Raw genomic sequence first — 19,719 nt, 5'->3', positions numbered from 1 at the left:
ACTCTGGAGTTGCTCATCAGCGGGAGGCGAATTCTACAGCGTTACAACCGCGTGTCAAACTCTTTTTTCTCACCGCTATCGATCAATCCAGACCCGACCTACTTCCTCGCTGACTCTTCACTCTAAAACCTTGCAAACTGTTGATCTACAAGGCTTTTTTGTTTCCGTCTGCGCCGGAAGTGGGGCGAATTATAGACACCTCACAGAGGGCGTCAACCGTTATTTTGAACTTTCTTCGGAAACCAGCGTAACGCGTCCGAAAGTCTTCTTGCCGGCCTGACAAACATGGGTAGCCCCCAGCTTGAATACAAAGCTGCGATCCACGACCTCACCATCTATACGTACACCACCAGAAGCCAGCAGATCACGAGCGACTGCTGCGTTCTTTACCAGGCCTGCTTTATTAAGGACCGCAGAGATCGGCATGTCCTCGGCAGCAGCCACCGATATCTCAGGCAGATCATCCGGCAGCTCGCCTTCCTTCATACGGTTGCCCGCAGAACGATGCGCATTGGCCGCAGCTTCCTCGCCATGAAAACGAGCGACCAGCTCTTCGGCCAGCTTGATCTTGATATCGCGAGGGTTTGCACCCGCTTCGCAATCAGCCTTCAAGCTATTGATCTCTTCCATCGAGCGGAAGCTCAGCAGCTCAAAGTAGCGCCACATCAGGGAATCAGGAATCGACACGAGCTTGCTATACATAATGCCCGGTGCTTCTTGAATGCCGACGTAGTTGCCCAGCGACTTGGACATCTTCTTCACGCCATCCAGGCCTTCCAGCAGCGGCATGGTCAGGATGCATTGCGGCTCCTGCCCATAAGCGCGCTGAAGCTCGCGCCCCATCAGCAGATTGAATTTCTGATCGGTGCCACCCAACTCTACGTCGGCCTTCAAGGCCACGGAGTCATAGCCCTGCACCAGCGGGTATAGGAATTCGTGAATAGCGATGGACTGATTGCTTTTATAGCGCTTGTCGAAATCGTCGCGCTCAAGCATCCGTGCGACCGTGTACTGCGAAGACAAGCGAATGAAGTCAGCCGGACTCAGCTGGTCCATCCAGGTCGAGTTGAACGCGACTTCGGTCTTGGCCGGATCGAGAATCTTGAAGACCTGAGACTTGTAGGTTTCGGCATAGTCGAGAACCTGCTCCCGGGTGAGCGGCGGACGCGTAGCGCTTTTACCGCTCGGGTCGCCGATCATGCCGGTGAAATCACCGATCAGGAAGATGATCTGATGCCCCAGATCCTGGAACTGCCGCAGCTTGTTAATAAGCACGGTGTGTCCAAGGTGCAGATCGGGTGCCGTCGGATCAAAACCAGCCTTGATACGCAGTGGCTGGCCACGCTTCAGCTTCTCGACCAGCTCGGCCTCGACCAGGAGTTCATCTGCACCGCGCTTTATCAGCGCCAGCTGCTCTTCAACCGACTTCATTTCAGTCCCCAATTCAAAGGGAACCAACCTTACAAGATCAGAGCCCAATTACAAGTTTTGCCCAGCGTTTGCCTGCGAATCAGTCACTGATACGCGGGAAGGGTTGCTTCGAGCAGGTTTTGGTTATATTTTATACAGTTATTTCATCTTCATCATGTCATTCATCTTTTCCATTTCACCTTTTTCAAAGTCAAATTACCTATGAAAGACACACCGCCTAAAGCGCCCCCGCTTTATCCGAAGAGTCACCTGCTCGCTGCAAGCGGCATCGCCGCATTGTTGAGCCTGGCTCTCCTGGTTTTTCCATCCAGCGAAGTCGAAGCCAAACGAACGAACATTCCCCTCGATCTGGAAGCACCGGATCAGGACGTACAAGATCAAGACGCTCAACAAGCCACTCAAGCCACACCTGAAACCACCGAATCGCCATTTGCCCAGATCGACACTGCCGACGATCAGGCTCAAGACACCGCCAACGCACAGCCTCAGGCAGAGAAACCCGCGCCAGCCGCTGCGAAGGATTCTGCGCACAAGGAAGTCACCGTCAGCAAAGGCGACACGCTGTCGACCCTGTTTGAAAAGGTCGGATTGCCCGCCGCCACTGTTCACGAAGTACTGGCCAGCGACAAGCAGGCCAAGCAGTTCAGCAAGCTGCAAAACGGACAGACGCTGCAGTTCGAGCTGACGCCGGATGGCCAGCTCAAGCAATTGCACACAAAACTCAGCGAAGTCGAGTCCATCAGCCTGTCGAAGACGGCAACGGGCTACGCGTTCAATCGCGAAATCAGCAAGCCCAACGTGCGTAACGTCTACGTCCACGGGGTGATCAACAGCTCCCTGTCGCAGTCCGCGCAACGTGCCGGCCTGACTCATAGCATGACGATGGACATGGCCAACATCTTCGGCTACGACATCGACTTCGCGCAGGACATCCGCAAGGGTGATGAATTCGATGTGGTATACGAACAGAAAGTGGTCAACGGCAAGAGCGTAGGTACGGGGAATATCCTGTCCGCTCGCTTCACTAACCGGGGCAAGACCTACACCGCCGTTCGTTACACTAATAAGCAAGGTAATACCAATTACTACACGGCTGATGGCAACAGCATGCGCAAGGCCTTCATCCGTACCCCGGTAGACTTCGCCCGCATCAGCTCGATGTTCTCGATGGGCCGCAAGCACCCGATCCTCAACAAGATCCGCGCCCATAAAGGCGTCGATTACGCAGCGCCACGCGGTACGCCGATCAAGGCAACCGGCGATGGCAAGGTGCTGCTCGCCGGCCGCCGTGGCGGATACGGCAATACCGTTATCATTCAGCACGGTGACACCTACCGCACGCTGTACGGCCACATGCAGGGCTTCGCCAAAGGCATACAGACCGGCGGCACTGTCAAGCAAGGTCAGGTTATCGGCTATATTGGAACTACCGGCCTGTCCACAGGCCCGCACTTGCACTATGAGTTTCAGGTCAATGGCGTTCACGTAGATCCACTGGGCCAGAAGCTCCCAATGGCGGACCCGATCGCCAAATCCGAAAAACAGCGGTTCATGCAGCAAAGCCAGCCGTTGATGGCACGCATGGACCAGGAAAAAGCCACCACGCTGGCCTCGAATAAAAGGTAATCCATGGACTTCTTCTATATAGGTGTGATGTCCGGCAGCAGTCTCGATGGGATTGATATCGCCCTTTTGAAGCAGGATGACCGATCAAGGCTTCTGGCCACTCACTACATCCCCATGCCGGAAGACCTGCATGCCGAGCTGCTGGGGCTCTGCTCCAGTGGCGCTGATGAGCTTGCACGTGCGGCCATTGCGGAGCAAAAGTGGTGCGGGCTGGTCGCACAGGGCGTGCAGACGTTGCTGAAAGATCAAAACATGGTGCCCGCTCAGATTCGCGCCATTGGCAGCCACGGCCAGACTATTCGTCATGAGCCTGCGCGCGGCTACAGCATTCAGATCGGCAACCCTGCGCTGCTGGCAGAGCTGACTGAAATTACCGTGGTCAGCGATTTCCGCCGCCGCGATATCGCAGCAGGCGGCCAAGGCGCCCCTCTGGTACCGGCTTTCCACGAAGCGCTGTTCGACGACAACAAGGATCATCGCGCCGTATTAAACATCGGCGGGTTCAGTAACCTGAGCCTGATCGAGTCCGATCGACCGGTCGAAGGCTTCGACTGCGGACCCGGTAACGTCCTGCTCGATGCGTGGATACAATCACAGCGCCACGAGAGCTACGACAAGGATGGCGCGTGGTCGGCGAGCGGCAAGGTAGATTCTGCGCTGCTCAAGAAACTGCTCAGCGATCAGTTTTTCCTGACCAAGGGCCCCAAGAGTACGGGCCGGGAAGTGTTCAACCTGGGCTGGGTTCACCACCATCTGTTCCAGTTGCCAACCCTGGCGCCCGAGGATGTGCAGGCCACTCTGCTGGAACTGACCGCGTTGACGATCACCGAATCCCTGCAATCGGCGCAAGCGATTACCCGGGAGCTTCTGGTCTGTGGGGGCGGTGCGCATAACAAGGCGCTGATGAAACGCCTCGCAGAACTGCTGCCCGGCACCGAGGTCAGCAGTACCGAGAAGTTCGGCGTAGACCCTGACTGGGTTGAGGCGATGGCGTTTGCCTGGCTGGCTCATTGTTGCCTCGAAGGCGTTCCGGCCAACCGTCCGACGGTGACCGGCGCCAAAGGCAGACGCGTTCTGGGCGCCATCTACCCCGCCTGACGCGATGCCACAATGCAAAACGCCGCTCAATGAGCGGCGTTTTTGTTTACAGCAAGCTTCAATCAGATCGAAAACGAAGAGCCACAACCACAGGTCGTGGAGGCATTCGGGTTCTTGATCACGAAGCGCGACCCTTCAAGCCCTTCCTGATAATCGACTTCTGCGCCGGCCAGGTACTGAAAGCTCATTGGATCGACAACCAGGCTTACGCCCTCGCGCTCGACGATGGTGTCATCGTCTGCCACATCTTCATCGAAAGTAAAACCGTACTGAAAACCTGAGCAACCGCCACCTGTAACGAATACACGCAGTTTGAGACGATCATTGCCCTCTTCGTCGACCAGGGTTTTCACCTTGTGCGCTGCATTTGGAGTGAACTCCAAAGCGGTAGGCGTGAAGGATTCGACACTCATGTCAGATATCTCCCGGCGTTAGCCGTCGTAATGCGTAATGACGGCATTATCCGCTTCTCCTAGAAAATCGGTCAACTATTTGCTGGACGGCGGCAGTCCTTACGGCATCATGCCCGCATGAGACAACCCAGCGCGCTCATCAAGGCCGAACAGGATGTTCATGTTCTGCACTGCCTGACCGGACGCACCTTTGACCAGGTTATCGATCACCGAAAGCACGACGACCAGATCGCCGCCCTGCGGACGATGCACCGCGATGCGACACACGTTGGCGCCACGCACACTGCGGGTTTCGGGATGACTGCCTGCTGGCATCACATCCACGAATGGCTCATCGGCGTAGCGCTTCTCGAACAATGCCTGCAGGTCCACCGAGCGATCAGTGACCGTTGCATAGAGCGTTGAGTGAATGCCGCGAATCATCGGCACCAGATGTGGCACGAACGTCAGGCCGATATCCCCACCCGCTGCGCGACGCAGCCCCTGGGTAATTTCAGGCAGGTGACGGTGGCCCTTCACAGCGTAGGCCTTGAAGCTTTCATTGGCTTCCGAGTACAGCGAACCAATGTTCAGACCACGTCCAGCGCCGCTCACGCCGGATTTGCAGTCGGCAATCAGACGAGTGTTATCGGCAATACCGGCTTCAAGCAGCGGCAGGAAACCCAACTGGGTAGCGGTCGGATAGCAACCCGGTACGGCGATGAGTCGCGCGCTCCTGATCTGTTCGCGATTGACTTCCGGCAGCCCGTACACCGCGTCTTCCAACAGTTGCGGAGCACCATGAGGCTGGCCGTACCACTTGGCCCACTCGACCGGGTCCTGCAGACGGAAGTCGGCAGACAGGTCGATCACCTTGGTGCCTGCCGCGAGCAGTTCACCGGCCAGGGCATGAGCGACACCGTGGGGCGTGGCGAAGAACACAACGTCACAGTCACCCAGGGTTTTCACGTCAGGCACGCTGAACGCAAGGCCGTCATAGTGCCCGCGCAGGTTCGGATACATCTCGGCGACTGGCATGCCGGCCTCCGAGCGCGAGGTAATGACCACTACTTCTGCCTGCGGATGCTGTGCCAACAGACGCAGCAGCTCGACCCCGGTGTAACCCGTGCCGCCGACGATACCGACCTTGACCATAACCTGCCCTCAACGAAACAACTGGAAAGCGGTCGATAATAGGAGCCTATCGCCTCTGCGACAACCGACAACGTGACGTATGGGCGCACAAGACACTACTATTCGGCCACCGTGAACCTGGGAATAATCAAAAATGCTCTATCTATGGATAAAGGCGCTTCATGTCATTTCAATGGTCTGCTGGTTTGCAGCCCTGTTCTATCTGCCAAGACTATTCGTCTATCACTCGATGAGTGAGGACACAGTCAGCCGCGAGCGTTTCATCGTCATGGAGCGCAAGCTGTACAGTGGCATCATGACCCCGGCAATGATCGCAACCCTGGTCTTCGGCGGCTGGCTGATCAGCTTCGACCCCAGCGGTTATTTCAGTCAGGGCTGGATGCACGCCAAGCTCGCACTGGTTGTCCTGCTGATCGGCTATCACCACGTCTGCGGCGCACAGATGAAACGCTTTGCCCGTGGTGAAAATGGCCGCAGCCATGTGTTTTATCGCTGGTTCAATGAAATCCCGGTACTGATTCTGATCGCCATCGTCATTCTGGTTATCGTCAAACCCTTCTGATTCCAGGAGTCACCCGGCCTCATCAGTAACGCGACAGGGCGCCCTGTCTCAGACAGGCGCCCGGCATTGTTTTCCATTTAAAGACAAGGAAGCCCCGTATGGCCGATTCACACTTCAAGATCATATTTGAAGGGCAAGTGCGTGAAGGCGTCGAGCTCGACACCGCAAAGGCCAACCTGGCGGGGCTGTTCAAAAGCGAACCGTCTGCAGTGCAGAAACTGTTCAGTGGTCAACCCGTTGCGCTCAAGCGCGGGCTTGCTTACGAGGACGCGGAACGCTACCTGAAGGCGCTGAACGATGCAGGCGTCGAAGCGCGTATCGAACCCGACATTGAAATCAGCCTGAGTCTGGATGAAGTGGTCAGCCAGCCCTCCCCCAAACCCGCGCATCTGGACATATCACCCTACGCACCGCCCAAGGCACAGGTTGGCGCTGATCAGCCCGGCCATTCGACGCTGAAGGTGCTGAGTATCAACGGGCGTATCGGGCGCTTGCGCTATCTGGCGTGGAGCATGGTCTTGAGCGCCGCGACGCTGGTGCTGGTAGGTGTGTGCCTGCTGGTCATGAACGGTTCGCTGGTCGCCGGTGGCCTGCTGATGGCGGTGGTGCTCGTCGTGTTCGCGGTCATCGGCGCACAGGTCGGCGTTCAGCGGCTGCACGATCTGGGTTGGTCAGGCTGGCTTCTGCTGCTGACCATGGTGCCGTTCGTAGGCAGCGTCTTCCCGTTCCTGATGATCCTGCTGCCCGGAACAAAAGGTCCCAACGCTTTCGGCCCACCGCCGCCACCGAACTCCAGAGGTGTGAAGACCCTGGCGATTCTGTGGGTGTTACTCATCCCCATAGTCGTGATGGTGCTCACCGCTGGCGGCGCAGGCATGCTGCGCGATGAGCTGGAATTGCAGACCGATGAATACGAGCAATCCCTCCCCTATGACGACGAAGAAAGCCGCGACAGTGCCTTGACCGCGCCAGCGGATGTCAACATAGAGCCCGAAGAACAAAGCGACAAGTAATAGACTGCCCCACGGTTCGGCAGACTGCCGGTCGCAACACGCTCAATGGAGAACTGCATGACCCGTTACGCCCTGATCACCGGCGCGTCCAGCGGCATAGGCCTGGCGATGGCCGAAGCGCTGGCACGTCGCGGTCGCAACCTGATCCTGGTCGCCCGCCAGCGCGACCTGCTGGAAACAATTGCACTGGAGTTGACTCAGCGTTTTGGCGTGGAAGTGCTGTTTCGAGCATGCGATCTGGGCGAGCCACTGAGGCTCTCGGGCTTTCTGCTGGAGCTGGAAGACGGTGCTCACCAGATCGATCTGCTGGTCAACGCTGCGGGCATCGGCACATGCGGACCTTTTCTGGCTCAGGACTGGAGTGCCGAGCAGGACCTGATCGATCTGAACATCCTGGCCCTGACGCGCCTGTGCCACACGGTCGGCAACCTGATGGCCATTCAGGGCGGCGGCCAGATACTCAACATCGCCTCGGTGGCGGCGTTTCAGCCTGGGCCATGGATGAGCACTTACTACGCGAGCAAGGCGTATGTGCTGCATTTTTCCGAAGGGCTGCGCGAGGAAGTGAAGAAGGCCGGGGTGAAGGTCTCGGTGCTGTGCCCCGGTCCGACCAGGACGGCTTTTTTTCGCACCGCGCAGTTGCAGGTCAATGTGGATAACCTGATGAGCCCGGAAGAAGTGGCGCTGTATACCGTTCGCGCGCTGGCAAAAAACCGTGCGGTGATCACGCCCGGTTTCGGTAACCGGTTGTGGACGCTCGGCCCGCGCCTGGTTTCACGCTGGCTGGCTCGCCAGATCAGCGGCTATATCAACAAGAAATACTGCCCGCGCTGAGCGACAAACGGCTGGGCGAGCCGCGTCCCGCTCAGTACACTCGGACGCGCTGAAGCACAGCGATACCCTGTGACGACCATCAACCGACAAGGAGCAAACGGCTGTGGACACTTTGTTTACCAAGATCATCAATCGGGAAATCCCGGCGAAGATCATCTATGAGGATGATCAGGTACTGGCCTTTCACGACATCGCCCCACAGGCACCCGTGCATTTTCTGGTTATCCCGAAAAAGCCTATCCGCACCCTGAACGATCTGACCGAGGAAGACAAAGGCCTGGCCGGGCATATTCTGTTCACGGCGCAGCGTCTGGCCCTCGAACTGGGCTGCGAAGAAGGCTTCCGCGTGGTGATGAACTGCAATGAGCTGGGCGGGCAGACCGTCTACCACATTCACATGCACGTACTCGGTCAGCGTCAGATGAACTGGCCACCGGGCTGAGCCAGCGTTTTCGGGCTTTCCGGCCGACCAGCGCGTGGGATCAGCGCTGGTCGGACCACACAAGCCCTGCCCGCTCCGGCCGATTGGGGTAAACTGCCCGCATGATCTTCCGGAGGTGCCCATGGCTACCGAACGTCAATACTCCCCCCTCGACCGTCTGTTACTGCAAGCCGACAGCGCGATGCGCACCTTACTGCCGTCCAGCGCGCACTCGCAGCGCCCTTCCCCTGCCGTCGTTCAGCCCGAACACAAGATGAGCGAAGTCGATACGCGCCACGTCGCGGGTCTGATGCGCATCAACCATACCGGCGAAGTCTGCGCCCAGGCGCTTTATCAGGGCCAGGCGCTGACGGCAAAGCTGCCCAAGGTGCGCAAGGCGATGGAGCATGCGGCTGAAGAAGAAATCGATCATCTGGTCTGGTGCGAACAGCGCATCCATCAGCTTGGCAGCCATACCAGTGTGCTGAACCCGCTGTTCTACAGCCTGTCCTTCGGGATGGGCGCAATAGCCGGTGTTATCAGCGACCGGGTCAGCCTGGGTTTTGTCGCGGCGACCGAAGATCAGGTCTGCAAGCACCTGGCTGAACATCTGGAGCAACTGCCGACCGAGGACGGAAAGTCCCGGGCTATTCTGCAACAGATGCTCAGCGATGAAGAACACCACGCTGAATCCGCACTGGAGGCAGGCGGTTTTCGTTTCCCGGCACCGGTCAAGTTCGGCATGAGTGTGCTGGCCAAGGTCATGACCAAGTCGACTTATCGCATCTGACGAGGCGTACACAACGCCCATAAAAAAGGCGCCTGAATCAGGCGCCTTTTTAATGTCCGGAATCCGGGCTTATACGGCGACGTTGCGGCCGTAGAAGATTTCCAGCATTTCGTGTTTGACCTTGGCGGTCACTTGCTGGCGCTGCTCGGGAGACAAGTTGCTGGTGGCGTCGCCAAACAGGTAGTTGTCCAGTTCGAACTGCTTGAGCAGCATCTTGGTGTGGAACAGGTTTTCCTGATACACGTTCACGTCGGTCATCTGGTAACCGTTGCGCGTGTCTTCGGAGAGGTAGTTCTGGATCGAGTTGATCTCGTGGTCGATGAAGTGCTTCTTGCCTTCCACGTCACGGGTAAAGCCGCGCACGCGATAGTCGACCGTCACAATATCCGACTCGAATTTATGGATCAGGTAGTTCAACGCCTTGAGCGGTGAAATAACGCCACAGGTCGACACATCGATATCCACGCGGAACGTGGCAATACCGTCAACCGGGTGAATTTCCGGGTAGGTGTGGACCGTGATATGGCTCTTGTCCAGGTGCGCCAGGATGGTTTCCGGCAGTGGACCTGGCGACTCTTCGATCTGGCTTTCGGTAGGCGTCACCGGCTGCTCAGAGATCAGAATGGTCACACTGGCACCTTGTGGATCGTAATCCTGACGCGCAATGTTCAGGATGTTGGCACCAATGATATCGACAACATCAGTCAGAATCCGCGTCAGGCGTTCTGCGTCGTACACACTGTTGATGTACTCGACATACGCCTGCTGGTCCTGCGGGGTTTCCGCATAGCAGATGTCATAAATGTTGAAGCTCAAGGTCTTTGTCAGGTTATTGAACCCGTGGAGCTTGAGTTTGCTTTTCACCGTTAAAAACTCTCTATATGGGTGCGGCGCCAGCCGCGTGATCAAGCATGCCCGTCAGGTGAGCCCGGCTCATCTGCGTAGGACGGTTAACACCTCTTCGCGTTGGCGATTTTGGTTGTCTGTTCGGACCGGCAGCAGAAAACCAATACATGCTGCGCCCGTAAAAAGTGGCGCATTATGCAGACGTCCGAAGCCGTCTGCCAGAGTGTGCGCCGTTTTTATGATCGTTGGATGTCTGGCGTTCAGCCCAGTTCGACAATTTCATAATCGTGAGTGATCTTCACACCCGCGTTGCCGAGCATGATCGAGGCAGAGCAATACTTCTCTGCGGACAGTTCGATCGCGCGCTTGACTTGCGCTTCTTTCAACCCGCGCCCCTTGACGACAAAGTGCAGATGGATTTTGGTGAACACTTTCGGGTCTTCATCCGCACGCTGGGCATCCAGAAACGCCTCGCAGCTTTCGACGGGTTGGCGCGACTTCTTCAAAATGCTCACAACATCGAAGTTGCTGCAGCCACCCAGACCGATCAAGACCATTTCCATCGGGCGTACACCCAGGTTGCGACCGCCGCTTTCCGGCGGACCATCCATTACCACCACATGACCGCTGCCGGATTCGCCGAGGAACATGGCTTCGCCAGCCCATTGGATGCGTGCCTTCATCGCCAAGACTCCACTGTAAAAAAAGGGGTCGCCAGCTTAGCACAGGGCCAAAAGCTGCCCGGAAGAAATGCTTTTTGTAGGAAACGCGTAGGAATGTTCGCAAATAGTTTCCTACACGTCTGGAAAAGCTGGCGAGAATAAAGGCGCAGCCGATACCTATAGGTATGCCATTTGGCCATACACCTTATTTCGGAAGTCTCGCATGGTCGCAATAACTTTTACGCCCAAAGCAAACAGTCTGGACAAGCTGCTGCCCCATGCAGAACGCCGCCGCTGCCCCGCGAAAACAAACATCATCAATGCCGGTGAGCGCTCCGAGTCGTTGTTTCTGATCCTCAAGGGTTCAGTCACGGTTCTGATCGAGGATGACGAGCGCCGGGAGATGATCGTCGCCTACCTCAACAGCGGGGATTTCTTCGGCGAACTGGGCCTGTTCGAGCAACCGGGCAAGGAATCCGTGCGCAGCGCCTGGGTGCGGGCCAAGACAGAGTGCGAAGTGGCCGAGATTTCATATGACACGTTCCGCGAGCTGACCAGGCAAGAGCCGGAAATTCTGTATGCGCTCGGCAGCCAGATGGCCGAGCGCCTACGCAACACAACGCGCAAGGTGGGTGATCTGGCGTTCCTTGATGTCACCGGGCGAGTGGCTCGCACGTTGCTCGAGCTGTGCAAGCAGCCGGATGCAATGACTCATCCGGACGGCATGCAAATCAAGATTACCCGACAGGAAATCGGACGCATTGTCGGCTGTTCAAGGGAAATGGTCGGACGTGTGCTCAAGGCCCTTGAAGAACAGCGCTTGGTCAACGTCAAAGGAAAGACCATGGTGGTCTACGGGACACGCTGAGCCCTTGCTATTCAGAGCCCGGCGAGCAGTTTCCGGTAAGCCTGCGCCAGACGCTCCAGGACATCAGCGCCCGGAAACGCTTCGTACAAGGCGATGTGGCTTTCGGCCTGAACACGCGGCTCGAGCTCGCACAGCTCATTGAAGCGGTTTACCGCAGCGGCCATCTGGACGCGCTCGTTATCCAGCAACAGCGCACCATGCGCCAGCACTACAGGACGCGTTCCGCCCTGGCTCTGACGCCAGCGCTGAGCCGTTCCAACCATCTTGCGACCATCGAGATTGACGTTGAAGCGGCCATCGCAGAATGCGCCTGCCACCTCACCCAGTGAAGCCTTGCCGCCAAGCTCGGTCAACAGATCGAGAATCGGCTGACACAATCGCAGGTAGGCGGTTTCTATGCGGTCACGATCGACATCAGTGGGCGGTTGCGCGTAGACCAGCGCGATGTTCAGCGTGGCAGAGGACTGTGGCACTGGCTCGCCGCCGGTTTCACGCAAGAGGACGGGCCATGCATTGTCCGACAGGGTCTCGCTGGCCTCGGCAAAACCCGGTAACCGGCTCATCCGCCGTGGCATGACCAGCGCTCGATCGTTGGGCCGCCAGAACAGCAGCCCGTGATCTGCCGCCCCGGAGCATACCGAGGCGAGAAGATCCTGCTCGGCCTGCAGGCCTTGTTCGACACAAATGTCGATGATCGCGTCTTGCATGCCGGACCTCGGGAGGGTGTTCAGCTCAATGTGCTCAGTCGATGGACGAAGCGCTTACCGCGATTTTGCGCTCAGGGAAGAACAACCGCTGCAGCTCGGCGCCAGGGTGTTCGGCACGCATGAAGGCCTCCCCCACCAGAAACGAGTAGACATCGCTGATTTCCATCAGCTCGACATCCGCACGATTGAGAATGCCGCTTTCGGTGACGACCAGGCGATCACGCGGAATACGCGGCAGCAAGTCCAGCGTGGTTTCCAGGCTCACTTCAAACGTGTGAAGGTTGCGATTGTTGATGCCCACCAGCGGTGTATCGAGCGTCTTGAGTGCACGGTCCAGCTCGTTGCCGTCGTGCACCTCGACCAGCACATCCAGATTCAGGCTGTTGGCAACGGCAGCCAGTTCAGCCATTTGCGCGTCTTCCAGTGCCGACACGATCAGCAGAATGCAGTCAGCGCCCAATGCACGTGCTTCGACCACCTGATAAGGATCGATCATGAAATCCTTGCGGATCACCGGCAGGTTGCACGCTGCACGGGCCTCCTGCAAATAGGCATCGGCGCCCTGAAAGAAGTCCACGTCGGTGAGCACTGACAGACAGGTCGCGCCACCGGACTGATAACTTCTGGCGATCTCGCCCGGCAGGAAGTGTTCGCGGATGACGCCCTTGCTTGGCGAGGCCTTCTTGATCTCGGCGATAACGGCAGGCTGCTTTGCCTTGGCCTGAGTGATCAATGCCTTGGCAAAGCCACGTGGCGCGTCGGCCCGGGCTGCCTGTTGTTCAAGCTCGGCCAGGCTCACAATCGCATGACGAGCCGCGACTTCCTCGGCCTTTCGGGCGAGGATCTTTTCCAGTACGGTTGGCACACTCATGCTTCGTTCTCCTGCTTGAATACCGCCGTGAAGGCACCCAGCTCTTCCAGTTTTTCCCGCGCCAGGCCAGTGTGCAGCGCATCGTGTGCCAGGGCCACGCCCTCTTTCAGGCTGGTGGCGTGATCTGCAGCATAAAGCGCGGCGCCGGCATTGAGCACGATCATCTCCGCAGCTTTCTGGCCGTTCTCGGTTTTGCGGCGTCCCAGTGCATCGCGGATCAGCTCCAGCGAAGCCGCCGGGCTTTCCACGGCAAGGCCGTACAGGCTCTGGCTTTTGATGCCGAGGTCTTCGGGCTGTACCCAGTATTCAGTGACTTCGCCGTTTTTCAGCTCGGCCACGAAGGTCGGTGCGGCCAGGCTGAATTCATCCAGGCCGTCCTGCGAATGGACCACCAGCACATGCTTGCTGCCCAGACGCAGCAGCACCTCGGCCAGCGGGCGGCACAGCGCCTGGTTGAACACGCCGACGATCTGATGACGAACACCCGCCGGATTGGTCAGCGGGCCAAGCATATTGAACAGTGTGCGCAGGCCCAGCTCGCGGCGCGGCCCGGCAGTGTGCTTCATGGCCGTGTGATGAGACTGGGCGAACATGAAACCGATGCCCACGCTGTCGATGCAACGCGCCACCTGAACAGGCGTGAGGTTCAGATAAACCCCGGCAGCCTCAAGCAGATCGGCACTGCCGCTTTTGCCCGAGACAGCACGATTACCGTGCTTGGCCACTGTGCAACCGGCGGCTGCGATGACGAAGGCAGAAGCCGTCGACACGTTGAAGATGTTCGCGCCGTCGCCGCCCGTCCCCACGATGTCGACCACGCCATCCAGCGTTTTCAGTTCGACCTTGCCGGCCAGCTCGCGCATGACCGACACCGCACCAACGATTTCATCGATGGTTTCGCTCTTCATGCGCATGCCCATCAGAAACGCACCGATCTGCGCTTCAGTGCATTGGCCGGTCATGATTTCGCGCATGACATCGCTCATCTCTTCAGTGGTCAGGTCCAGTTGGTTGACCACGCGATTCAGCGCGCTTTTGATATTCATGGGGGTACTCATAAAAAATCCTTAGCCCTGACGATGGCCGCCACTCTGCTTGAGAAAATTGGCGAACAGCTCGTGGCCCTGCTCGGTCAGGATCGACTCGGGGTGAAACTGCACCCCTTCGACGTTCAGTGTCTTGTGGCGCAGGCCCATGATCTCATCGACCGAACCGTCTTCCAGCGCGGTCCAGGCCGTCACTTCCAGGCAGTCGGGGAGCGTATCCTGCTTGACCACCAGCGAGTGGTAGCGGGTGACCACCAGCGGATGATTCAAACCATCGAACACCCCGCCATCTTCGTGAATGACAGGGCTGGTTTTGCCATGCATGACCTGACGCGCACGAACCACGTCGCCGCCAAAGGCCTGACCGATGGACTGATGCCCCAGGCACACGCCCAGAATCGGCAGCTTGCCTGCGAAGTGCTTGATCACATCCAGCGAGACGCCGGCTTCATTGGGCGTGCACGGGCCAGGTGAGACCACGATGTGCTCCGGGTTCAGGGCTTCGATCTCGGCGATGCTCAGTTCGTCATTGCGAATGACTTTGACGTCTGCCCCCAGCTCACCAAAGTACTGCACGACGTTGTAGGTAAACGAATCGTAGTTATCGATCATCAGCAGCATTTCTTGCCCAACCTATTGAATTTACTGATCTTTTACCAAGCAATCTGAAAACGAAACCCGCTTTAATACCCGCTTTTTTTTGAGCTGTATTGAGCCCGACTGTCGGCATGAATTGCGGTTTTTGGCTTGGTTCTGCAGAGCCGGAATCCGGCAGAAGAAAGAGTCAGGCGCGCCAACGCCAGCGGGCGTGGGCCTTGATAACACGCATCAAGAGTTTGCTGACAGTCGTCACGGAAGGATGCTCATCTGGTTGATTCGGGACAGTAGCTTACCGAGGAACACGGTGCAATATCATTGTACGATAGAAAAAGACGACTGAATGCACACAGATTAGCTAAAGATCACCCCTCAGGCGGCATCAATGTAAACGCTGCTCTATCGCCTCTGACAGGTTTTCAACTACCGTATGCATAGATATACGGCATACCATTCAAAGCTCTGGAGCTGTCAGACACCCCAGCACCTCCACCCACTTGCCTATCGGAGATCTCCCTTGACCAAAAAAAGTTTTAGTGACTTTGTGAATGAGAAAAAATCTCCTTCGTCTCAAAAATTTGACCCACAAGAGCAGATCGAGGAATGGCGCAAACTACTCGACAATCTCTACACAGAGGTACGTACTTTTCTAACGCCCTTCATCACCGAAGGCTCTACAGAGCTGAGCCTTCATCCGATCATGATTCGCGAGGAATCACTGGGCAGCTATCAGGTTGAAAGCGCAGTATTAAGAATAGGTAACATTAAGTACATATTTTCACCGGTAGGAACCATGCTTATTGGCTCAAAAGGCCGTGTCGACATCGTAGGCCCAAAGGGAACCAGAAGCGTTGCCCTGATAAAAGGTACAGGCCCTAAGGTCACTGTAACAGTCACAATTGGTGACGAGACACCAATTCGTAAACCGCAGCCAAATAGTGGTCAAGAAGAGCTTCCATGGCGCTGGGTCATACTATCTGCCAAACCTCCGTACAAATACTCTGAGTGGAACAAGGAGAACTTCCAAGAACTGATAATGGATATGGCATGAGGAGAATCGTATTTCAGCCATCAGGACTGCATTTAAAATACTCAGACATAGCTGATTATTATGAAGGCGTCCGAACTGCAATAGGTACATTTTATCTGGGCGGAAGCGATGCCTATATCGACAAATACGCATTCTCCACTCCTGAACAAGTAATTGATGCCTACAAGCGAGAGTCTGACGAGTTCGAGACATCAACTTGCCTAACTGTACTCGCAGCGCTTGAGGCGCGGTTTAGGATAGATTATCTCGCAAGGGTAGATAAAAAGTTGAAAGACCCGCTCAGTCGTGCATTCCGAAAACTATACGGAAAGCACAAGCTAGAGATGAGGTTCGATGACATTTTAGCTGCTTGGAAAAATCATGTTCCTTCGTCAGCACCATATATTGAAAAGCTAAGGACCGCCCAAAAATACAGGCACTGGCTTGCGCATGGTAGATATTGGACACCAAAGCTAGGCCGCCGACACGGTTTCTCTGATCTCTATGAGCTATCGTCTGGAATAGAAGAAGCTTTCCCATTCGAACGCCTGGAGGTTCCAAGCTTTGCCACCTAAAAAAGCGTGGCGTGAAATACCAGGCTTTTAGAAACTATACGAATTTTGGGTCCAGATAGACCAAGTTAAAATAATCCATTCATTAACTTTGGCTCCCAATTCATGACTATAAGTTCACCTGCAACGGTAGAAGTTCCATGCCGTTGATTGGTTGTCGTATATCGGATATCCAGCATCTCAAAATGGAACCCGTCGAACACTCGCCTTATGTCTGGATGGTCATTGATACTGACCATCACTTTCCCTTTGCACCTCCGCATGAAATCAGCCATCCGCTCATAATTCTCGAATGGGAAATCCACACCGTACCCGGCCGTCTGCCAGTAAGGCGGGTCCATATAATGGAAGGTGTGAGGCCGGTCGTAACGCTCAGCGCACTCAAGCCACGGCAGGTTCTCCACATACGTACCTGACAAACGCTGCCAGGCTGCAGACAGGTTTTCCTCGATCCGTAGCAGATTGATGGCCGGGCCGGTCGTGGCAGTGCCACACGTCTGCCCGCTCACCTTGCCTGCGAAAGCATGGTGCTGCAGGTAGAAGAACCGGGCGGCGCGCTGGATGTCGGTGAGGGTTTCGGGACGGGTCATCTTCTGCCACTCAAATACTTGGCGCGAGCTGAGTGCCCATTTGAACTGGCGGACGAATTCTTCAAGGTGGTTTTGGACGACGCGATATAGCGTCACCAGGTCTCCGTTGATGTCATTCAAGACCTCGACAGGAGCTGCCTGGGGACGCATGAAGTAGAGGGCCGCACCGCCTGCGAACACTTCGACGTAGCATTCGTGGGGTGGGAACAGTGGGATGAGGCGGTCGGCCAGGCGGCGTTTGCCGCCCATCCAAGGGATGATGGGTGTGGACATAGAAAGCAAGACCTTTACTGTATATATTGACAGGTGCTAGGCTCGCTCCGCTTTGTGCACGAAGCGAGAGCCTTGGCTGGACTTGCAGGGGTAATCTGCGGGGACGGCGACCGGGCGTGGTGTTGGCGCATCACGACTGGTCGCTCTTTTTTAACTTACGGCTGCGGTTGATTGACTCGTAACTGACACAACTTGATCTGCTCAACCCGATGAGGGTCAGCGAACTGCTGCCACCTTTGAGGCCTACAGCCGATCAATCCACCTACAGACCGATTTTGCCCAAAGCTGGCAGGCGCACCACTGAAAAATTATTTTGTGTATGATTGAGGGACAAGGGCCTCATTAAAAGGAATTTACTATGTCATTTGAAGCATATCTCCAGATTGAAGGTGTACCAGGCGAAACCCTCTCCGAGAGCTACGAAAACTGGATCGAATTACAGGATTTCGACCTCTCTGCAAACCAGACAGCATCTGCGACGTCCACCTCATCTGGTGGCGCGACCTCAGGGCGTGCCTACATGAGTGACATGCTTGTCCGGAAAGCCGTAGATAACGCTACGCCGAAGCTTCATGAAGCTTGCTGCAGCGGTAAGCATTTTAAGCAAGTATCCGTGCACGTTTTTCGCGCCGGAGATCCGAAAGTCAAATACTTAGAGATAAAACTGGAAGAGGTTATTATTAGTTCATTTACATTGACTGGTAATGGCAATCAAGCCGGTGCCTTTCCTAGCGAGCTGATTGCCTTGAACTACGGGCGCATTCAGCTCGTCTACTCAAAGCAAAGTAGGAAGTCGGGTCAGAGCGCTGGGCAAATTGCTGGCGGCTGGGATGCTATCAGCAACAAAATCTATTCATAACTCTTTCTATTTTAGAATAAGGAATAGTTATGGACATTATCATACCGCCTGTTATACCTCCTCACGTGAGTGTTGATGTGCATATGAAGCTGGCCAATGACCGCTGGAAACGAGACCCTGCAACTGGCGCATTTATGAGCTGGTTCTACCAAAAGGTTCGTGGTCGCGGACCATGGGATTACAAGCAGGAAAATCGCAAATGGGAGGACTTCGGTAACTTCCACTACGGTGCTGTTGGTAGAGCTGGCCAGTTATCCGAACAGCTTTTATTAAGAGCTGCCGGCTTTGCTCAAAAGGACGCAGGAACACAAGACCCTGATATTGACTGGGGTCATTGGTTTTGGAGGGCTCCTTATGGTGATGATCCTAAAGATCAGGTATGGATAGAAAGAGGGATCCGCTATGCAGAACTCAAAGGCTATTGAGCTTAAACTAAATTATAAATTTTTCTTCTGGGCGCTAATTATCATAATCGCGCTAAGATTTATTTTTGATGGCTTCCTTTTCGGCAGAGGTGATGCTGACGAAGTTGTCATTAAACGTGAGTTTCCTGACGGCGCGTGGCTGTACGTCACCGAATATTTCGCGCCCGCCACCGACCTTAACACGCTTCGCTTTTACATTAGTAAACCCTTAAGCGGCAACGATAAAGAGATATTGAAAGAGCTAAATAAAGCCGACCTTTTCATGATCACAGATAGCGCTGTCAAGGATGTAAAAATACGTGACACAGAAAACGGCGTTGGGATCGAGATAAAAGGCGCCGTGTACCGCTACTTTAGTAAGCAATACCTCACTGAAGGTGAGACGCTGAAGAGCTATCGCATAACGTTAAGCCAGCAGGATACGACTCCGAGAGATTGACTCATACGCCCATACACATATTTCTGTCAGAGAACAAAATCAAGCAAGCACCTTCAAGGCACGCTCGTAGAGCATTTGCCTATCTGCCTGGCCATTGGTGCCGCCGTTGATGCGTCTGGTGATCGCCAGAAATTCGCCTTTATCAGCCAAGGTATTGAGGCCAGCCCGGTGCCAGAACCAACCTGCCGACATGGCTGCATGCTCTGGGCGCTCCAGGAGTTCGGGATGCTCGAGCAGATCCAGCCCTAACGCCTCTGCGCAAGCGGCGTAGTTGTCTCGCCCGGTGACCTGTATAAGTCCCCTGCCCCGATACAGCTGACCATCGTCATCGTCCTCTGGCGTGTTGCCAAGGCGCTCAGCCAGCCGCCCGGTATCGTACTTGTCGAGATATTGATCGCTGCCCAACTCGCGCACGTAGCGGAGCTGGCCGGACTCGTGCCCTACCTGCGCCAGAAACGCAGCCATGCGCAATTTGGTGACGATGGCGTATTTGCTCATCGCAACGTTTAGGACAGGAACAAAAACGCCAGCTCGGGAGCTGGCGTTGGGAAGTATCTGCAGCAATTGCTGCGTGGTTATCGACATGCGTGACTCTCCTGGTGAGTAGGTGAT

General features: G+C 55.9%; 24 protein-coding genes. 13 read left to right on the top strand and 11 right to left on the bottom strand.

The window, feature by feature from the left end; all coding sequences use genetic code 11:
* Positions 1–219: 219 nt before the first annotated feature.
* Positions 220–1,431, bottom strand: coding sequence for a tyrosine--tRNA ligase (gene tyrS, locus ACW55A_RS25100; protein ID WP_498811743.1), 1,212 nt, complete (start codon positions 1,429–1,431; stop codon positions 220–222).
* Positions 1,432–1,632: 201 nt separating this feature from the next.
* Here tyrS and ACW55A_RS25095 point away from each other — a divergent pair, with 201 nt between their 5' ends.
* Entirely contained in the window at positions 1,633–3,057 is a 1,425-nt protein-coding gene (locus ACW55A_RS25095; RefSeq protein WP_003433174.1) for a peptidoglycan DD-metalloendopeptidase family protein, read from the top strand.
* A 3-nt stretch (positions 3,058–3,060) separates the two neighbouring features.
* Positions 3,061–4,155, top strand: a complete 1,095-nt coding sequence (locus tag ACW55A_RS25090; RefSeq protein ID WP_455808894.1) for an anhydro-N-acetylmuramic acid kinase — start codon at positions 3,061–3,063, stop codon at positions 4,153–4,155.
* A 62-nt stretch (positions 4,156–4,217) separates the two neighbouring features.
* Here ACW55A_RS25090 and erpA read toward each other — a convergent pair whose 3' ends face one another.
* Both erpA and argC read right to left on the bottom strand, forming a co-directional pair.
* Positions 4,218–4,568 (bottom strand): iron-sulfur cluster insertion protein ErpA, encoded by a 351-nt coding sequence (gene erpA / locus ACW55A_RS25085; RefSeq protein WP_002551953.1) that lies wholly within the window; start codon positions 4,566–4,568, stop codon positions 4,218–4,220.
* Between the two features lie 99 nt (positions 4,569–4,667).
* Positions 4,668–5,702 carry an N-acetyl-gamma-glutamyl-phosphate reductase gene (argC, locus tag ACW55A_RS25080; protein WP_122265701.1) on the bottom strand — a complete coding sequence of 345 codons (1,035 nt, stop codon included), beginning with the start codon at positions 5,700–5,702 and terminating at the stop codon, positions 4,668–4,670.
* Positions 5,703–5,835: 133 nt separating this feature from the next.
* On the opposite strand from argC, the gene hemJ reads away from it, so the two are divergent.
* From hemJ to coq7, 5 genes are all read left to right on the top strand, one after another.
* Positions 5,836–6,264, top strand: coding sequence for a protoporphyrinogen oxidase HemJ (gene hemJ / locus ACW55A_RS25075; RefSeq protein WP_455808895.1), 429 nt, complete (start codon positions 5,836–5,838; stop codon positions 6,262–6,264).
* 98 nt (positions 6,265–6,362) lie between these two features.
* The gene (locus ACW55A_RS25070; protein WP_498811742.1) at positions 6,363–7,277 is read left to right on the top strand and encodes a DUF805 domain-containing protein; all 915 of its coding nucleotides are present in this window, start codon (positions 6,363–6,365) and stop codon (positions 7,275–7,277) included.
* Between the two features lie 57 nt (positions 7,278–7,334).
* Positions 7,335–8,111 carry an SDR family NAD(P)-dependent oxidoreductase gene (locus ACW55A_RS25065; RefSeq protein WP_003372679.1) on the top strand — a complete coding sequence of 259 codons (777 nt, stop codon included), beginning with the start codon at positions 7,335–7,337 and terminating at the stop codon, positions 8,109–8,111.
* 103 nt (positions 8,112–8,214) lie between these two features.
* A complete protein-coding gene (locus tag ACW55A_RS25060; RefSeq protein WP_003316306.1) occupies positions 8,215–8,553 on the top strand; it encodes a histidine triad nucleotide-binding protein in 339 nt (112 codons plus the stop codon).
* A gap of 121 nt (positions 8,554–8,674) precedes the next feature.
* Entirely contained in the window at positions 8,675–9,322 is a 648-nt protein-coding gene (gene coq7, locus ACW55A_RS25055) for a 2-polyprenyl-3-methyl-6-methoxy-1,4-benzoquinone monooxygenase (RefSeq protein ID WP_003433185.1), read from the top strand.
* 69 nt (positions 9,323–9,391) lie between these two features.
* On the opposite strand, the gene speD is transcribed toward coq7, so the two are convergent.
* Together speD and ACW55A_RS25045 are read right to left on the bottom strand one after the other, a co-directional pair.
* Positions 9,392–10,186: an adenosylmethionine decarboxylase gene (gene speD, locus ACW55A_RS25050; RefSeq protein WP_498811741.1), complete on the bottom strand. Its 795-nt coding sequence runs from the start codon at positions 10,184–10,186 to the stop codon at positions 9,392–9,394.
* Between the two features lie 242 nt (positions 10,187–10,428).
* Positions 10,429–10,851 carry an OsmC family protein gene (locus tag ACW55A_RS25045; RefSeq protein ID WP_187810150.1) on the bottom strand — a complete coding sequence of 141 codons (423 nt, stop codon included), beginning with the start codon at positions 10,849–10,851 and terminating at the stop codon, positions 10,429–10,431.
* Between the two features lie 202 nt (positions 10,852–11,053).
* Between ACW55A_RS25045 and crp the strand changes: the two genes are divergently transcribed.
* Entirely contained in the window at positions 11,054–11,698 is a 645-nt protein-coding gene (gene crp / locus ACW55A_RS25040) for a cAMP-activated global transcriptional regulator CRP (protein WP_003433187.1), read from the top strand.
* 11 nt (positions 11,699–11,709) lie between these two features.
* On the opposite strand, the gene ACW55A_RS25035 is transcribed toward crp, so the two are convergent.
* Genes ACW55A_RS25035 through ACW55A_RS25020 form a run of 4 tightly spaced genes read right to left on the bottom strand, consistent with a single transcriptional unit; the run spans position 11,710 to position 14,943 of the window.
* Positions 11,710–12,405, bottom strand: coding sequence for a lipoate--protein ligase family protein (locus ACW55A_RS25035; protein WP_248671984.1), 696 nt, complete (start codon positions 12,403–12,405; stop codon positions 11,710–11,712).
* A 34-nt stretch (positions 12,406–12,439) separates the two neighbouring features.
* The gene (gene trpC, locus ACW55A_RS25030) at positions 12,440–13,276 is read right to left on the bottom strand and encodes an indole-3-glycerol phosphate synthase TrpC (RefSeq protein WP_498811740.1); all 837 of its coding nucleotides are present in this window, start codon (positions 13,274–13,276) and stop codon (positions 12,440–12,442) included.
* A complete protein-coding gene (gene trpD, locus ACW55A_RS25025; RefSeq protein ID WP_003372695.1) occupies positions 13,273–14,322 on the bottom strand; it encodes an anthranilate phosphoribosyltransferase in 1,050 nt (349 codons plus the stop codon). Before trpD ends, trpC begins: the two co-directional genes overlap by 4 nt.
* 21 nt (positions 14,323–14,343) lie before the next feature.
* Positions 14,344–14,943, bottom strand: a complete 600-nt coding sequence (locus ACW55A_RS25020; RefSeq protein ID WP_003433192.1) for an aminodeoxychorismate/anthranilate synthase component II — start codon at positions 14,941–14,943, stop codon at positions 14,344–14,346.
* A gap of 493 nt (positions 14,944–15,436) precedes the next feature.
* Between ACW55A_RS25020 and ACW55A_RS25015 the strand changes: the two genes are divergently transcribed.
* Entirely contained in the window at positions 15,437–15,970 is a 534-nt protein-coding gene (locus ACW55A_RS25015; RefSeq protein WP_498811739.1) for a hypothetical protein, read from the top strand.
* Positions 15,967–16,524 (top strand): hypothetical protein, encoded by a 558-nt coding sequence (locus ACW55A_RS25010; RefSeq protein WP_031597627.1) that lies wholly within the window; start codon positions 15,967–15,969, stop codon positions 16,522–16,524. The genes ACW55A_RS25015 and ACW55A_RS25010 overlap by 4 nt, the downstream gene beginning before the upstream one ends.
* A 65-nt stretch (positions 16,525–16,589) precedes the next feature.
* Here ACW55A_RS25010 and ACW55A_RS25005 read toward each other — a convergent pair whose 3' ends face one another.
* Positions 16,590–17,384, bottom strand: a complete 795-nt coding sequence (locus ACW55A_RS25005) for a DNA adenine methylase (protein ID WP_498811738.1) — start codon at positions 17,382–17,384, stop codon at positions 16,590–16,592.
* A 358-nt stretch (positions 17,385–17,742) separates the two neighbouring features.
* Here ACW55A_RS25005 and ACW55A_RS25000 point away from each other — a divergent pair, with 358 nt between their 5' ends.
* From ACW55A_RS25000 to ACW55A_RS24990, 3 genes are read left to right on the top strand one after another with little or no spacing between them, the layout of a single operon-like run.
* Complete coding sequence (locus ACW55A_RS25000; protein WP_498811737.1) at positions 17,743–18,243, top strand: Hcp family type VI secretion system effector; 501 nt, start codon at positions 17,743–17,745, stop codon at positions 18,241–18,243.
* Positions 18,244–18,272: 29 nt separating this feature from the next.
* A complete protein-coding gene (locus ACW55A_RS24995) occupies positions 18,273–18,668 on the top strand; it encodes a polymorphic toxin type 44 domain-containing protein (RefSeq protein ID WP_005758231.1) in 396 nt (131 codons plus the stop codon).
* The gene (locus ACW55A_RS24990; protein ID WP_498811736.1) at positions 18,646–19,107 is read left to right on the top strand and encodes a hypothetical protein; all 462 of its coding nucleotides are present in this window, start codon (positions 18,646–18,648) and stop codon (positions 19,105–19,107) included. The genes ACW55A_RS24995 and ACW55A_RS24990 overlap by 23 nt, the downstream gene beginning before the upstream one ends.
* A 39-nt stretch (positions 19,108–19,146) precedes the next feature.
* Here the strand turns inward: ACW55A_RS24990 and ACW55A_RS24985 are convergent, their stop codons facing one another.
* On the bottom strand, positions 19,147–19,692 hold the full coding sequence (locus ACW55A_RS24985; RefSeq protein ID WP_498811735.1) for a glycoside hydrolase family 19 protein: 546 nt from the start codon (positions 19,690–19,692) through the stop codon (positions 19,147–19,149).
* Between the last annotated feature and the right edge of the window lie 27 nt (positions 19,693–19,719).

Source organism: Plantibacter cousiniae (nom. nud.) (genome assembly GCF_977070315.1).
The sequence above is the reverse complement of the archived record's forward strand: the minus strand, read 5'-3'. Positions and strand labels throughout refer to the sequence as shown.